The following is a 16,014-nucleotide window of genomic DNA, read 5'->3' as shown; positions in this document are numbered from 1 at the left end:
GCACGTCCTTTATAAGCGCCTTCGCGGCTACAGATACCCCTTATTACGAATACATGGTTGCCGCACGGTCACACTGCTATACATCTAAAGATGGCCCTTTGAGTCGCCGTTATGCTCTAAACGTCTTGTACTATTAACTACTCTTTACGTGATATAGGCGAGAAAGCTTTATAGCTATGCTTAATCTTGATTAGCTATTGTGTAAAAACGTACCGCGTAGCATCAAGCCGGTCTGCTAGCAAAAATTGGGGCTATCAGATTTTAGCTTAGGCGCGGGTGGTATGTGTGCCCATTGCCATCTTATTCGCCTGCCACCTGGTTGTGCTCTTATTACCCATTAGCACAAAAACGGTGCGACTATGCTCATCTATAAAGCACCCTCATATGTTAAATAAAATCAATTTCGATGGAATAAACAACGGTTTTATAATTTAACTGTCAGGCTTATTGACAATCTATGCGTTTCACTCAATTCAGCGCAAAGCGCCTGATTACCTTATTTTGCTTTATTTTTGAACAGTAAAATAAGGCTCAAATATTTAAATCTATTCCATCATGTTCTTTTAATGTTAATTCGATGTTTTTATAACGTTTAATGTGTCTTGTTATCTCCTGGATTTAATAAAAACCATTATATATCAATATCATGAAGCAAAGACGGGCGTGAGTTTTAAGATTAAAGCCTAATGTGGTCTGCAATATGCAGAACCTAAGTTACATAAAAGAAACCAATAAATGGTTCATAAGATTGTTGCCTATTCCTGAATATCAGCAGCACTACTTCAATGAGGGAAGTTATTATGAGCTCCGGTTTTGTTAGAAATAACATCAATCAGTTTGCTATTGTCTATCGTTTCGCTGATTTTATACTTATTCAGCTTTGTTTATTACTTGCCGCTTCACTGTATCCGGCTACCCTCTCTGTGCATTACCAGCTTATCGGGCTGATCGGTAGCACAACTTACCTGCTATCGGCTGAATTATTCTGGCTATACCGTTCCTGGCGAGCGGGCACCACCAAAGAAATTCTTTTTTATACCCTGGTTAGCTGGGCGATAAGTGTGGTTGTTGTTTTATCTTTTATGTTTTTAACTAAGACGTCAGATAACTATTCCCGTTACGTACTGATTAGCTGGATGACCATTAGCCCGTTCGCCCTATGCTCATGGCGCCTCGCTCTGCGTTACTTTCTGTTCCATATCCGTAAAAAAGGTTACAACACGCGTTCAGTCGGAATCATAGGCATGAACGAAACCACCCTCACGTTGATGGAAGAACTCGAACGCAACCCTGAAACTGGCTACCGCGTTGCCGGGGTATTCGACGACCGTGATATAAGCCGCTTACCGCTTAAAGAGGGAACGCCGTTAGCAGGTCGTATAGAGGGCGCTGTAGAAGCAGTGAACGACGGCAAGTTAGACCAAATATTCATTACCTTACCCATGACCGCCAACAATCGCATCGAACAAATCTTACACCGGTTGGGCGATACCAATGCAGAAGTTCATTTTGTTCCAAACTTCTTTGTATATAACCTAGTGCACTCTCGTTTGTGTAATGTAGGTGGTTTGCAGACCATCAGTGTTTTTGACACGCCAATGCGTGGCGCCACGGTAGCGATAAAACGGGCCGAGGATATTGTGCTGTCACTAGGCATACTATCGGCCATTGCTCTGCCTATGCTCATGATTGCAATTGCTATCAAACTTACCTCCCGCGGGCCGGTTATCTTTAAGCAAAATCGATACGGTGTTGATGGCAAGAGAATTAAGGTCTGGAAGTTCAGATCGATGTCGGTCACCGAAAATGGCGACAAGGTTACGCAGGCAACCAAAAACGACAATCGCGTAACCAAGGTGGGGGCTTTCCTACGCCGTACATCTTTGGATGAGCTGCCACAGTTTATTAATGTTTTACAAGGGAAAATGTCGGTTGTAGGACCGCGTCCCCATGCTGTAGCCCACAATGAAATGTACCGTAAAACCGTAAAGTATTACATGTTACGCCACCGGATAAAGCCAGGGATAACAGGATGGGCGCAGGTAAATGGCTGGCGCGGTGAAACAGATACCCTTGAAAAAATGCAAATGCGGGTTCAGTACGATCTTGATTATATTAAAAACTGGTCACTTTGGTTAGATTTTAAGATTGTACTATTCACTTTTGTGAAAGGCTTTGTGGGCAAGAACGTTTATTAATCCATGAAGATTGAAAAAGACCTTATAGGTAGCTTGCTATTCATTGCTCCAGTTATGCTAATAACTATCGGCACGGGATTTTTTAAAAGACCTATATTTTTCGTACTCTTTTTGCTTACTTTAGCGTTTTGTCTTTCGAATAAAAATTACTTTAACAATGTTCTAAAAGTTATAGCAAAATTGACACCGATGTTAATTCTACTTATCTGGTGTTTGATCTCTGCTAGCTGGTCTCTCGCTCCTGAAAAAACAGTAGTAGATACGTTTTGGCAATGTCTGTTCATAATTTATGTTGTAATGATTAGCATAATATTTGTTGAACTTAAAACTATAACAATAATCCGTATTTTTCTGTATTTATGGGTTTTGTATATGTTCGCTACGGTTATCGTTTTTGATGTGGCGGTAGGAAGGTATACAGAAATAACAGGCGTTTTCCCTGTAAAGAACAATTTCGGAACAGTATTAGCAACAATGCTCTCGATCTTTGTTTTTTGTAGAAAACGCTCGATAGCGTACTCGCTGGCAATCTCAGGAGCGCTAACGTTATTAATATTTACAATATCCAAAACCGCAATTATGTCGTTTTTTATGATTAGTACTATTATTTTTCTTAAAAATCTATCGGCTAAATTGGATATGACTGGGCTAGATGCAGCACTAAGATTATCGAGAAATATCTTCTTGAAAGTTATGATTTTAGTTTTACCATTGACCATACTTAATTATTATTACGAAATATACCTATGGATGTTATATGAAATACCAGATCATATTTTAACAGGGAGAGGTTTGCTATGGAAAGAAATGCTATATCAAGCCTCTACTAATCTGCTTTACGGTGTAGGTTATTCTTCAGTATGGAATATAGGTGAATTAAGTTTAATCAATGCTACTAGCCTCGCTTATTTACATACAGAGTGGGTGAACAAACTAGTAGCTTCGGACAGCGGATATATAGATATATTTATAAGCCTGGGCGCTATAGGTATAGTTCTATTGATTTTATTATATATTGACTATTTTACGACTTATGTAAAGGTCGAAGGGAAAAGGATAAGTAGATACAAAAATTTGTCCCTCTACCTTTTTCTTTATTCACTAGTGAATAATATTACAGAGAGTACTTTCTTATTCTCAATGAATTTCGTCTGGTTGAGCTTTATATTTTCTTACGCATTGCTAAAGTACTTATATATAAAACAATCCAATATTAAAAGTTTCGGTGAATACAGTGAATAAGAAAAGAAAGATATTTGTAGTGGGCACTGCTCAAGTAGGTGGCATAGATAGTGTAATAAAAAATCTTGCGATATGTATGGGTGATAACTATACCTTCAAAAGGATAGCTACACATGATGCAGTGTCAGCCCCAAGAAAAGCTATGTTATTTATTAGGGCATTCCTACAGATTTTATATTTTTCTATAGTGGAAAGAAAACCTATATTTCATCTGCATATGTCGTATAACGGAAGTTTCTGGCGAAAATTAATCTATACAGAAACGATAAAGCTACTCGGTGGCAAAGTAGTTGTCCACTTGCATGGTTCAGAGTTCAGAGATTTTATAGAAAGAAGCGGCCGTTTCACAACCGCGCTTGTTAATCGACTTGTTAAAAAAGCCGATAAATTTCTAGTTTTATCTGATTACTGGGCGGATTACATTAGATCTATCGTGAAAAAATATAGCCATAATAAGATTGAAGTTTTAAGAAATTTTGCGTTGGTTGAAAATAAAAATGGCCTAAAGAAACAAGCAAGAAACTTCTTATTTGTCGGCGCTATAATAAAAAGGAAAGGAATATACGACCTTCTTAACGCGCTAAAATATGTAAGTAATATCCATCTTCATGTCTGTGGCGACGGCGAACTCGAAGAGTGTGAAAGGCTAGTCAACGAACTTGGTATAGCTGAAAAGGTCAAGTTTCACGGTTGGATTGATGGTTTTAAGAAAGTAGAACTTATGGAAGTCTGTGAAGCGTTAATTTTACCCTCCTATAATGAAGGGCTTCCGATAGTGATCCTTGAAGCAATGCAACTAAATACGCCCATTATTACTACACCTGTTGGTGGTATACCCGAGGTCATTAAACACAAGGAAACGGGCTATTTAGTTGAACCTGGTAACATAAAAGAGATAGTCGAGGCGATTAATGTTATCTCAACTGATACTTTAGTAACTGAAAATATCGCGAAAAATGCTAAAGCTCTCTATGAAAATGAATATTGTCATACTATAAGTATACCTAAACTCATACATATTTATGATCAGGTAGCATGAAAACATCATCCATTTTAATCATTTGTCTTATCTCCTGCTTTGTTAACGCTAGTGAAGATGTAAAAAGTAAAACCGCCAGTGCTATAAATTACAACAACGGGACCGGCGGAATATACTTTGAGTCGCAAGATGAAGGTATCAAAGTCGACGATAGCCGTATCAAGTTTTATTTAAATGAAGCCTCTACTAAAATAAATAACGGCTATCGTAGCGAAGTCGCAATATTTGACCGTTTTGAATTAGGTAGCAAAGTTAAATATATATTCACCCTAACTGTTAATAAGATTTCTCAGAAAACGATTACGCAAGATAATAGCTGGTTTATAGTAGCCCAATGGCACGACCAGCCAAATAAAGAGCTAGGTGAAACATGGTCATCTTTTCCAAAAAGACCGCCGCCGCTCTCGTTTGGAATTGATTATAAGAAAGGTTACAAACTGTATTTTAAAAGCGAAAAAAATTATATAGACATGGATATACGTCTTGGTTCTACAATTTTTTGCGCCGTAGAAATAGAGTGGATATTTAGCAAGGACGGTGCGATATCCGGTAAGTGTAGAACTGGTATAGACAATATGAAATTCAGTTTTAAAGATAGAACTATGCACAATAGGTACTATCACTATTTCAAATTTGGAATCTATAATGGGCCTACAGTAAAAGGTAAAAACGAAGTAACGTTTAAAAACTTAAATATAAATCCTATAGAGGTTTAAATGAAAAAAATAATATTAGTCGCGTCACCAGGGGGTCACTTTGTTCAACTTAGCTTGCTTAGTGATAAACTTGTCGGATGGAAGCGAGTAATTATAGGGACATATAGCTCTAAGCCTTCCTTTATGGAAGGCGAGAAGTATTACGCAATATCCGATTTTAGTCGTACTGATATTTGGAAGTCACTATATGTAGGCTATAAATCATTTAAAATACTCAAGACGGAAAGGCCCTCGGTAGTCGTAACGACCGGCGCAGCTCCTGGTTTAATATTTTCATTAATAGCTAAGCTCTATGGGGTAAGAACTATCTGGATAGATAGTGTCGCGAATTCAAATAAACTATCTTTGTCTGGGAATTTGGCCAAAATATTTGGGATAACCGTTTTATCGCAGTGGGAAAACGTCTGTGAGCACAACGACATAGAATATCACGGAAGACTAATCTAAATGTTATTTTTAACTATAGGTACTCAATTACCATTCGACCGTTTAGTTGGAATGGTTGACAAGGTAAACAGCGAGTTGCAGCTTGAGATAGAGGCTCAGGTCGGAAACTCCAAAATCAGTGCAAACAACCTTAAAACTGTGAGCCTGCTACCTCCAGATGAAATGGACAATAAACTAGACAGTTGTGAAGTCATTATTTCACATGCCGGAATGGGTACTATCATAACTGCTATAAAACGTTCAAAGCCCATCATCATAGTTCCTCGTGTCGCAGCTTTAGGCGAACATCGCAACGACCACCAAAAGGACACGGTAGACTCTTTCCGCGGAGTTTCGGGGGTTTACGTAGCTGAAAGCTATGAAGAATTAAAAGAACTTATTATAAAACGTCGAACATTAGAAAAGCCGAAAGGTCTCAATTCCCCGAGTATCCAAAGGTTAGTGGATTTTATAGCTATTTAGCTATCCTATAACCTATAGAGGTCGGTATGAGAAGTTTTTTAATTTATTTAATTAGCACGGTATTTATATTTACTAGTCTAAAGAGTCAGGCGGACCAATTTACATTAGGTGCTGACGATATAATATCAGTTATCGTATTCAATGAAATCGACCTTTCACATGAAAGCGTAAGGATATCCACTACAGGCGATATTCCCATGCCATTAATTGGACAGGTTGAAATAGCAGGGTTATCGATAGCTGAGGCTGAAAGTAAGATAAAATTTCTTTACAGCCAAGGCTTTCTAAAAAATCCTGATATATCCATTTCGGTTATAGAATATAGATTATTCTACATTGATGGAATGGTGGAAAACCCTGGTGGATATAACTATCGAAAGGGGATGACAGTTCAACGTGCTATCACATTAGCCGGTGGTTTCACCGAAAGGGCCGACAAAGAAGAGATCACTATAAAAAATAATGGTGAGAAAACTGTGGTCGCTGATGGAAACCTGGATCATAGCGTCTCGCCGGGTGATGTTATTGTTGTAAAAGAAAGATTTTTCTGAGATTAAACGATGATTGATTTTGAAAAGCGGCAGGAAGCCGAAAAAATAGAGATTAAAAAATACATAGATATTTTATGGAAAAAAAAGCTAGTAATAGCTATATTTTTAATGACCGTTTCGGTCATAGCAGTATCAGTATTAAGTAATAAAACGCCAATCTATACTGCTAAAACAACTCTTAATATTGAAATACCGCGAGATCCTCGCGTGATAGAAAGCAATAGTCGTTCACTATCAAACTTTCAACTAATTTCAATGTACTATCAAACACAGAGAGACATCATTAGTTCAGATCTTATTCTTGGAAGAGTTGTAGAAAACTTAAATCTTGTTGATGCGTATATTGTTTTTCAAAAGAGTAAAGATGATAATAGTCTGCTTTCATTTTTCTCTACTAAAAGGGAAAGGGAAAAGAAAAACTATGAAGAGCAAAAGTATTCTATTATTAATGATTTGAAGAAAAACTTAAAAGTTGAAGGCGGAGATAGAACTGAACTTTTAACGCTTAGTGTAGAGTCGGTATTACAGCACAAAGTCCATGAAATCGCTAATTCGATTGCTCAGGAATATATTAAGTATAACCTAAAACATAGAAACGAAAAGCTAGTTGAGACAAGTAATTGGCTGGATAATCAATTAAATGATATAAAGCTAAAGCTGAATACTTCCGAAGATGAATTAAGACGTTTTTCCCTAAAAAATAATTTAGTAAATACCAATCAGCAGGAATACTCTGCTAATACTCAGCTAGAAAACCTCAATAAAAAACTGATAGAAAGTCAGAATTCCTTTTCGAAGATTAGGGAGTTACACGATCGCGTAGAAGAAATATCATCTAATCCGGAAAGCTCTTTTCGCTCTCTATCAATTGTTATTAATAACGATATCATCAGGGATATTGTGGCAGAAACAGTTTCTATTTCTAGAAAAATTGATGAGCTAGATGATCGTTACGGTAACAAGCATCCTAAGATGATTGCGCTAAAAGCCGATTTGAAGAGCGCCAACGCTAGTCTGGATAGTGAAGTCGATAAGATAGTAAAAAGTATAAATATCGACTATGTGTCTTCAAAAGAAGAGTTGTCAAATATAAAGGCACTAATTTCAGAGAAGAATAAAGAGTTAATAGATATACAAAAGAAAAACTTTGCTCTCAAAAGAATGGAGCGCGAGGTTGCAAATAATGCTGCTATTTATGAGTCCTATCTGAAAGAACTTGCTCAAAGTAATATATCTGAGAATTACGACATTTCTAATGTTAAAGTTATTGATGATGCACGTCTACCTGCACGGCCAAGCGGTATATCTAAGTCTATTATCCTTCTTGGCGTCTTAGTGATTTCTTTTGGTTTTATATCTGTCCTTATTATTACTTTGGATATGTTCAAGTCTGTAATAGTAAGCCCTGATGATGTAGAAAAGTACTTGTCCGTACCTTTGCTAGGTTTCACTATAAAGAATAAAAACCTATCGAAAAATAGCAAAGTCAAGTTTCTTGCTAGAAATGCCAATAACTCACCTGAGTTATTAGAAAGCTTCAAATCTATAAGAACAAATTTATTTCTGGCGGATACGCCTAATCTATCACATAGCTTTTTAGTTACTTCCTCCAATCCGTTGGAAGGTAAGTCAGTATTTAGTTTAAACCTGGCGACTGTAATGAGCCAACTCGGTAAGACCGCTTTAGTTGAACTCGATTTAAGAAAGCCCACACTTCTCAATAAGTTAGCCTTGGCCAATGACCAACCTGGCATCGAGGCGTATTTAAAAGGTACAAGTAACTCGTTAGTTCCGAGGTCAGTTGACGGCATTGAAGGCATTGAACTATTTGCGGTCGCGCATGCTTGTGATGACGCCCCTGAACTGTTAGCAGGTCAGCAAATCCATCGTTTATTCGCTTACCTCAAAGAAAATTTTGACTATGTTGTGGTAGATTCACCACCATGCTTAGCGGTTACTGATAGTTTGGTATTAACTAAGCTTACAGATCGTACAGTTCTCTGTGCACAATCTAATCATACGAAAGTCACTGAAATAAAAGAATCCATTAAAAGATTGAACAAAGTCGATGCAAATATCTCAGGTATAGTTATTACTCAGGTTTCCCCCAAAGTTCTGAAGCAGGATTCATTGTATTACAACGCCATTAGCTATTATGGATAATTTTAAGAGTAAGTGGGTTAGTAGTAAGAATGAGTAAATTAAAAAAGATTTTTCTATTTTCAGTCGATAATTTAAGTTCTATTGCATTTGGAATAATCAGTACAGTTTTTATTGCCAGGACTTATGGTCCCGAGAATATGGGGCATCTCTCTTACGTTCAGTCCGTGGTAAGCGTATTTTCTTTCTTGTTTATACTTGGTATGGACAATATAATAATGAAAGAGTTCGTGAAAACTAAGCAAGTTAATAGTCTTCTAGCTTCAGTTATATTAATAAGATTTTTAGGTTTTATAGTTTTTATTGGTTTAGTCTATTTAGTAGGGCATGCTAGTGATACCCCAGACAATTTACTATTACCATTAATAATTGCTGCGGCTAGCGCGAGCTTTTTTGGTAAGTCGACGAGCCTGAGGCTCTATTTTCAGGCGCTTGAAAATCCTAAGTATCTATCAATCGCTACTATGTTATCTAGGTTTATTGCGGTGATATTTATCTTCGTCGTACTCTTCCTAGACCTTGATTTCATATATGCTTGTCAATATCTATTAGTTTACTCATTGAGTTCTCAGTTAATATTAGTAACCGCATATTTGAGAACAACTGGATGTTCGATGAGTTACAGCCTCAATATCGTAGAAATTAAAAACAGAGTTAGGTTCTTACTTAGAGAGTCCTATTTACTTATCATATCATCAGCGCTACTCCCCCTATTCATGTATATGGATATGATTATTATAGAGCATTTCCTAAGTGCACAAGATGTAGGTATCTATAGTGCAGCTGTTAGGCTAGTTAGCCAAGTAGCGTTTGTTGGGCATATCCTCGTTTTTTCTTATTTTAAGAATATTACCGATGAAATATTCGCCGGAGATGTTTATGGATACTATCTAAATAATATTGTAAGGCTTCTTTTGTATGTAGGTATCTCTGGGAGCATATTAACTTACTTCTTGGCTGATATTATTATATTAAACTTTTTTGGTGACGCCTATGTTGAATCTGTATTGATACTGAAAATTCTTATTTGGAAGTCAGTATTTGTGTATCTAGGCGCTTTATTTTCTAGAGTTCTTATATTAAAGGGGTTGCAATCAGTAGAACTAATAAAAACATTACTGACCGCCGCTTTTTCTATTAGTTTTTCTATATTTTTTATTCAAAAGTATGGCCTAATTATAATTCCTATAATTTCAGTCTCAGCCTATTTTTTAGCCGATTTTTTGGCCTATGTAATATTTAAGGAGACTCGCTTTATGTTCGTTACGGTGTTAAAGCAGATTTTCTTAATATTCTTCCACCCATTTTCCTCTGTTCGGAATTCAGTATTTTTTCTTAAAGATAAAAGAGTCCCCGATGAAAATTAGTATAATAGTTCCATCCTATAATGCTAACGAGACGATTATTGATACGCTGGGTTCCATAATTTCTAGTACGAATAGAGATAATGACTACGAAATTATCGTGATTGATGATGGCTCAGATGTGCCTATAGAGCCGATTCTTAATAATCAGTTTTCTAAGTATATTACTACGGGCACGATAAAGTATAGGTATCAAGCTAATGCTGGAGTAAGTGCAGCTCGTAATGCTGGCTTGGATTTAGCTATAGGAGAGTATATTACTTTCTGCGACGCGGATGATTTGGTTAGCAATAATTATCTAACATATTTACTTGAGCTTATAGAAGAAGATATAGATACAGATATTTATGAATTTTCTCTGACTACCTTTAAAGTAAAGGAAAATGAGACTATTAATAAATCCAGTGTTACGTTTTCACAAAAAGGCTTATCTGACTCAAGTGAGTCGTTGAAAAACTCTATCTATGCTTTTACTTGGTTAATTATGTGCCGTCTGGTTCGATCTTCTCTGGCAAAGTCTGTTAAGTTTGATGAAAATATTCGTTATTGCGAAGATTTAATTTATTTATTCAATTTATATAGTAAATCGAAAAAAGTCTATAATACCGGGGAATACCTTTACCTATATCGTATGGGCCATTCCAGTGCAATAACAAAAGTTACAGTAGACGAATGTCTAGTTATTAAAGAATTTCTAGATGGCAGACTTGATATTAACAGTACTGAAGGAAAGGTGTTGAAGGCACATCTATTCTATATGTTTCATTCCGCCTATAAACGCAAGGAGTCTTTAATTCCCTTTATTAAATTTTTGTGGAGTAACAGACTTTCTCCCTTAGCTGTTTATAAGATGCACTCAGATGGTCTCTTGAACCGAAGAAAATTTATGACTAACCTCTTTCCGCTTCTATATTACATCTCATTTAAGGTTAAAAAATAATGAAAATAATTTTTAGAATATCCTATATGGGATTTGGCGGAGCTGAACAGGTTTTCATATCTTTAGCGAAAGAGTGGCGTGAACACCACCAAATTTTATTTGTTACAGATAGAAAAGGTGGCTCATCGTTTGAAACTTTAACGGCGTTAGATTTTGATAAAAAAAGCCTTGAAGTAAATAGAACTATATTTAGTATTTTACCATTTATGCGTGTTGTAAATGAGTATAAGCCGGATATTATTATTTCCGCATATCCAGATACAAACGCAGCTACGATTATTTCAGCAAAGCTATCCTCTGTAAAACCTAAGGTTATTGTTTCTGAGCATGCTTCTATTGTTGATCATTTCAAACACAAGTCTCGATTTTCTCGGCTTAAGCTTAATACTATTTTTAAGTATGTTTATCCGATGGCAGATAAGGTACTTTCTGTGTCTGAGGGTGTAATGAATGATTTGTTGAAAATTGTAGAACCATCATCTAAATGTACTTTTATTCATAACCCGGTTCGATTTAACGGCTCCCCCTCGTTCGAGATAAGTAACAATCCGGCGTCTTCTGGCAAGATACTTAATTTACTTGCGGTAGGCCGTGTTACTCCTCAAAAGGACTATTCCACTCTCCTAAACGCTATATCTTTGTTGGTCCAACAAAAGACGAATTTACGTCTGTCTATAGTGGGTGGCGTGCATGATGAGACGGAATTTAACATGTTGCAAGCGTTGGCCGACAAGTTAGGTATAACTGAATACATATCGTTTGAGGGCTTCCAGTCGGATATGGCCAAATACTATAGTGAAGCTGATATCTTTGTATTGTCGTCAGCATGGGAGGGTTTTGGAAATGTCATCGTAGAAGCACTAGCTTTTGGACTTCCCGTGGTCTCTACGGACTGCAGAAGCGGGCCCAGTGAAATTTTAGAATCTGGGCGGTTTGGTAGATTGACAGAAGTCGGGAACGCCGAAGCGATCGCTTGGGCGATTCGCGAAGAGATAGAAACCCCTTCCACTACCTACTCAGAGCGATTTCGCAGAGCTAGCGATTTCTCTGAAAAAGTAGTATCTGAAAAATATTTAAATTTAATTAATGAGACTTTGGAAGCTTGATATGTGGGAATTAATATTTTCTGATGTGTATAGATGGGAAGGGAATAAACGTATTACTTCACTTTTTAAGTGCTTTTTAAAATATAAGGGGTTCAGATTCGCAATTTTTCTTCGCTTTGCGTCTTCGACAGCTAATGTTCCAGTTATAAATATAATAAGTAAATTATTATACGCATTAGCGAAAATCATATACACAACTGATATTAATTTTAGATGTAGTATGGGGCCTGGTTTTCGAATCCACCATGTGTTTTGCACAACTTGGGGACCCGGAGTGAAAATAGGTGCTAACTTTACAGCTTTACACAATGTCACAATAGCAGGGGTAAATGATAAATATCCTCAGATTGGTGACAATGTTTATATAGGAACAGGTTCCTGTATATTAGGTGATGTTAAAATAGGTAATAATGTAACTGTGGGTGCTCATACCCTCGTTAATAAAGATGTACCTGATAATGCTGTGGTCGTCGGGTCTCCTTTTAGAATTATATCGTATAAAGGTTCAAGTAATATGATAAAGAACCCTTTGCCGCTATAGTTGGAAGATGACATAAATGGATTTATCGATATCACGTCCTAGAATCGACCATATAGATGTAGCTAAGGGTGTGTCTATTATTTTGGTCGCTATTTATCATAGCCAATTACGTTTATTTTACTCGGATATAATGGACGCTTTATCCGTAGTGAGAATGCCTTTTTTCTTTTTTATATCCGGTGTTTTCTTTAGTTATAAAGCTAGTTTTTCGATCTTTGCTATGAACAAGTTTCAGGCATTATTGAAGCCATACTTCTTTATCTCATTGGTCGTTACTGTATTCTATATAATCTTTAGAGATATTGATGTTATTTTACTTTTAGGTGTTATTTACGCAACAGGTTCTACGTTAGTCTGGGTACCTATGTGGTTCTTACCTCATCTTTTCGTAGTGTATGTCGCCGCCTATATAGTTAAAAAAAATATTAATTTTATTTTTACCCAACGATATACGATCCTCCTGTCGGCCTTTAGTTTATTGCTCGGAGTTTTATACTTAGACTGGCACAGTGTTACTTTCTTATTTTATGATATTCCTATAGTGGGCCTCCCATTCAGTATAGATTTGCTATTTATTACTATACCATTCTTTTTAATGGGTAATTCTTTTAAAAATATTGTAATAGGTTTAAGGGTAAACAAGATATATTTTTATATTTCTTGTCTGGTATTTTTCGTTTTTTCATACGGGTTTAATACGCTGATCGATCTAAATTTGCGTATTATAGAATTACCTTTTTTATCAATTTTGTTATCATTTTTAGGTATCTACATTCTATTGATTTTGTCATTGCTTATCTGTGGTAGTACGTTTATTAAGAGATGTTTTACTTACGCAGGTCGCTATAGCCTTTATATTCTTATATTCCACCTCTATCTAATAGCGAATATCTATCCCCAATTAGCTAAGTATTTTGGCGCATTTGTACCGTTATCAGCACTTGCTGTACTTTCTCTTATTTGCGGAGTGGTGGCTTGTATTATCTTGGGTTTAGTCATAGAGAAAAACAAATATACGAGAATGCTGTTTAGGCCCTGAAAATTAAACTACGGTTCATCTTGGTAACGACTTAATCGAACTCCCCCGCACGCCACTTCGCTAATACTGTCCTATCAGGTTGTGGCGTTTCGCTCTTTTTTCGCAATAGGTGAAGATCAAAATACCAGCGAATAGGTAGCCCGCGGAATTGCCGGCGACTATCAGGATATCGATTAGCTCGAGTGGTTGATGGTTTAGTACCGCAAGCCTGGCTAAAGAACTACCCGCAACAAAGGGTAGCAGGGAAAATAGATTTAAGGGCAGCCCGTCTAGTGCCACCAAGCCCATCAGCGCAAGGGTCAACATTGCGCCTATGGTGGAAACGCGTTTAAACATCAATGCCAGGCCACTTACCATCAATCCTAAACCTACCAGGGAGGGCGCGGCTAAAAGTAAAATGCCATATAGCATGGGAAGGTGCAACGTGATCCAGTTACCGGTTAACCACATGCTAAGGTACGCGATTATCGTCATGATAATAAGACCACTTAGCGCCTCAATAGTGGCGCGGCATAACATCACCCGCACAAAGCCTTTTGGACATAAAAAAAGCTGCTCAATGTAGCCTTTCTGCGTATCTTCAATAACACTTTTGGTAATAGAGCCATAAGCACTACTGGCAAAGCTCCATAATATAAAACCAAATAGTAAGCCATCAAGGCTGCTGGCATCTTGTTGATTCACGATAAAACTTTTAACACCGTAAAATAACCCGATAAACACGGCGGTCATGAAGGCGAGGGCGCTCACCGTTTCAAACCAATACTGGCGCATTTCGTAATATTGCAGGCGAGTTTCGTTAACCAGCAGGTGCAGGCTCATACAGACTCCTTCTGATTAAGTAAAGTTTGGTAGGCTGTTTCAGCTGATAACATTGTAATAGTAAGCTCGAGCGGGGTAAGCCTATGTTGATGTAAAAAATGCATTGTGGGCAAACATTGCTCGGCAGCTTCGTAATTAACGATTAATTTATTGTCAATCAACTGATGGATATAACGTCCCTGCCAGCACGTTTCAAGAATCGTTTTATAATCGGCGTTATTGTTTAGGCACAAGGCAAACTCATAAGTAAAAAGTTTGGCCTTTAAGTCTGGAAAGCTGCCCCTAAAGAGTAATCTTCCTTCATCAAGCACCACCACTTTTGAACATATTTTATCAATAAAGCCTAAATCATGACTGGTGATTAAAAAGCCTTGCGCAGAATGTTGTGACTGATGCTCAATGATTTTCTGTAACTCAGCGATGGTAGTGAAGTCTAGCCCCAATGTGGGCTCATCCAACATCACATAAGCAGGCTGGTAGCTTAACGCACACAGTAGCGCCACTTTCTGCTTGTTACCAGTAGACAGCTTCATGACTTCTTTGTCTGCGTAGGTGTCTAACCCTAACGCGGCATGTAAAGCGCAGATACGTTGCTGAACATCTTTACCCGTGACACCACGCAAACGGGCAAAATAGTCGGCGTTTTGTTTTGCTGTAAGCCGCCAGTTTGTATTACGGCAACCGCCTAATACTGCACCGATATTTTGTTGAAAACCCGGGCTACCCCGTGTAGATGCACCATTTAAGATGATATCGCCATCGTCCCATTCTAGCAGACGACAAATAGACTGAATGGTAGTGGTTTTACCTGAACCGTTAGCGCCAAGCAGGGCAACTACCTCACCAGGCTGCACAGTGAAAGTGATATCGCTTATCGCTGGTTTTCCAGCATAAGCTTTGGTAAGTCCGTTAACACTAAGCATGACGGCATCCTTGCTGTAAATTAAACCTTTATATCCATTAATAAGGGCTGAGCACTATCTTGCGCAGGGGCAAAATACTTGAAAGTAACCTATAGGACTTTATGCTACCTGGCGCCAGCACAGTATCATAACCTGGCTTACCGTAACTTGCGGGCTAGCAAGTACCGATCGATTTTAAGCGCACTATGGCGCATGGAGCGTTGGCAAAACCCCAGCCAGGAACGCGCCCGCGGCCAATCATAGCTGAGTATAACCAACCCGCTCACTACCAGTAAGATCGAGCCGGGTAACAATGTCAGTACGATGCCAGCGATAAAAAGTAGCCCGCCAACCGTTAATCTAATTATTCTCATCACTATCCAACACGTGAAAAAATTATCCATACTGACCTTAGCGTAAACCTAAATGCAAATACCAGTAGCAGAATGTAAGGGAATATGTCGGGGTCATACGTTACAAAAATT

General features: G+C 37.6%; 16 protein-coding genes. 13 read left to right on the top strand and 3 right to left on the bottom strand.

The window, feature by feature from the left end; translation table 11 throughout:
- The first annotated feature begins 800 nt into the window (after window positions 1-800).
- From D0Y50_RS11175 to D0Y50_RS11115, 13 genes are read left to right on the top strand one after another with little or no spacing between them, the layout of a single operon-like run.
- A complete protein-coding gene (locus D0Y50_RS11175) occupies window positions 801-2,198 on the top strand; it encodes an undecaprenyl-phosphate glucose phosphotransferase (RefSeq protein WP_108567199.1) in 1,398 nt (465 codons plus the stop codon).
- Between the two features lie 3 nt (window positions 2,199-2,201).
- Entirely contained in the window at window positions 2,202-3,440 is a 1,239-nt protein-coding gene (locus tag D0Y50_RS11170) for an O-antigen ligase family protein (RefSeq protein WP_108567200.1), read from the top strand.
- Entirely contained in the window at window positions 3,433-4,479 is a 1,047-nt protein-coding gene (locus tag D0Y50_RS11165) for a glycosyltransferase family 4 protein (protein WP_108567201.1), read from the top strand. The genes D0Y50_RS11170 and D0Y50_RS11165 overlap by 8 nt, the downstream gene beginning before the upstream one ends.
- On the top strand, window positions 4,476-5,195 hold the full coding sequence (locus D0Y50_RS11160) for a heparin lyase I family protein (RefSeq protein WP_108567202.1): 720 nt from the start codon (window positions 4,476-4,478) through the stop codon (window positions 5,193-5,195). The genes D0Y50_RS11165 and D0Y50_RS11160 overlap by 4 nt, the downstream gene beginning before the upstream one ends.
- Window positions 5,196-5,642 carry a glycosyltransferase family 28 protein gene (locus D0Y50_RS20045; protein ID WP_108567203.1) on the top strand — a complete coding sequence of 149 codons (447 nt, stop codon included), beginning with the start codon at window positions 5,196-5,198 and terminating at the stop codon, window positions 5,640-5,642. It begins immediately after the preceding gene.
- Window positions 5,643-6,104: a glycosyltransferase gene (locus D0Y50_RS11150; protein ID WP_108567204.1), complete on the top strand. Its 462-nt coding sequence runs from the start codon at window positions 5,643-5,645 to the stop codon at window positions 6,102-6,104.
- A gap of 26 nt (window positions 6,105-6,130) precedes the next feature.
- Window positions 6,131-6,655 (top strand): polysaccharide biosynthesis/export family protein, encoded by a 525-nt coding sequence (locus D0Y50_RS11145; protein WP_117317008.1) that lies wholly within the window; start codon window positions 6,131-6,133, stop codon window positions 6,653-6,655.
- 9 nt (window positions 6,656-6,664) lie between these two features.
- Window positions 6,665-8,818, top strand: coding sequence for a GumC family protein (locus D0Y50_RS11140; RefSeq protein ID WP_108567206.1), 2,154 nt, complete (start codon window positions 6,665-6,667; stop codon window positions 8,816-8,818).
- A gap of 29 nt (window positions 8,819-8,847) precedes the next feature.
- Window positions 8,848-10,182, top strand: a complete 1,335-nt coding sequence (locus D0Y50_RS11135; protein ID WP_117317006.1) for an oligosaccharide flippase family protein — start codon at window positions 8,848-8,850, stop codon at window positions 10,180-10,182.
- The gene (locus D0Y50_RS11130; RefSeq protein ID WP_108567208.1) at window positions 10,172-11,119 is read left to right on the top strand and encodes a glycosyltransferase family 2 protein; all 948 of its coding nucleotides are present in this window, start codon (window positions 10,172-10,174) and stop codon (window positions 11,117-11,119) included. The genes D0Y50_RS11135 and D0Y50_RS11130 overlap by 11 nt, the downstream gene beginning before the upstream one ends.
- Window positions 11,119-12,225 carry a glycosyltransferase gene (locus tag D0Y50_RS11125; RefSeq protein ID WP_108567209.1) on the top strand — a complete coding sequence of 369 codons (1,107 nt, stop codon included), beginning with the start codon at window positions 11,119-11,121 and terminating at the stop codon, window positions 12,223-12,225. The genes D0Y50_RS11130 and D0Y50_RS11125 overlap by 1 nt, the downstream gene beginning before the upstream one ends.
- Window position 12,226: 1 nt before the next feature.
- Window positions 12,227-12,766, top strand: a complete 540-nt coding sequence (locus D0Y50_RS11120) for a serine O-acetyltransferase (protein ID WP_117317005.1) — start codon at window positions 12,227-12,229, stop codon at window positions 12,764-12,766.
- Window positions 12,767-12,782: 16 nt separating this feature from the next.
- Window positions 12,783-13,805 carry an acyltransferase family protein gene (locus D0Y50_RS11115; RefSeq protein WP_117317003.1) on the top strand — a complete coding sequence of 341 codons (1,023 nt, stop codon included), beginning with the start codon at window positions 12,783-12,785 and terminating at the stop codon, window positions 13,803-13,805.
- A 60-nt stretch (window positions 13,806-13,865) separates the two neighbouring features.
- Here the strand turns inward: D0Y50_RS11115 and D0Y50_RS11110 are convergent, their stop codons facing one another.
- The 3 genes from D0Y50_RS11110 to D0Y50_RS11100 all read right to left on the bottom strand — a co-directional run bounded on the left by D0Y50_RS11110 (window position 13,866) and on the right by D0Y50_RS11100 (window position 15,903).
- Entirely contained in the window at window positions 13,866-14,627 is a 762-nt protein-coding gene (locus D0Y50_RS11110) for an ABC transporter permease (RefSeq protein ID WP_117317001.1), read from the bottom strand.
- Window positions 14,624-15,550, bottom strand: coding sequence for an ABC transporter ATP-binding protein (locus D0Y50_RS11105; protein ID WP_117316999.1), 927 nt, complete (start codon window positions 15,548-15,550; stop codon window positions 14,624-14,626). Before D0Y50_RS11105 ends, D0Y50_RS11110 begins: the two co-directional genes overlap by 4 nt.
- A 137-nt stretch (window positions 15,551-15,687) precedes the next feature.
- Window positions 15,688-15,903, bottom strand: a complete 216-nt coding sequence (locus D0Y50_RS11100; protein ID WP_117316997.1) for a PGPGW domain-containing protein — start codon at window positions 15,901-15,903, stop codon at window positions 15,688-15,690.
- Window positions 15,904-16,014: the final 111 nt, after the last annotated feature.

The organism is Salinimonas sediminis, from assembly GCF_003429285.1.
GTDB classification, from domain to species: Bacteria; Pseudomonadota; Gammaproteobacteria; order Enterobacterales; family Alteromonadaceae; genus Alteromonas; species Alteromonas indica.
This window is presented reverse-complemented; position numbering and strand designations above follow the sequence as displayed.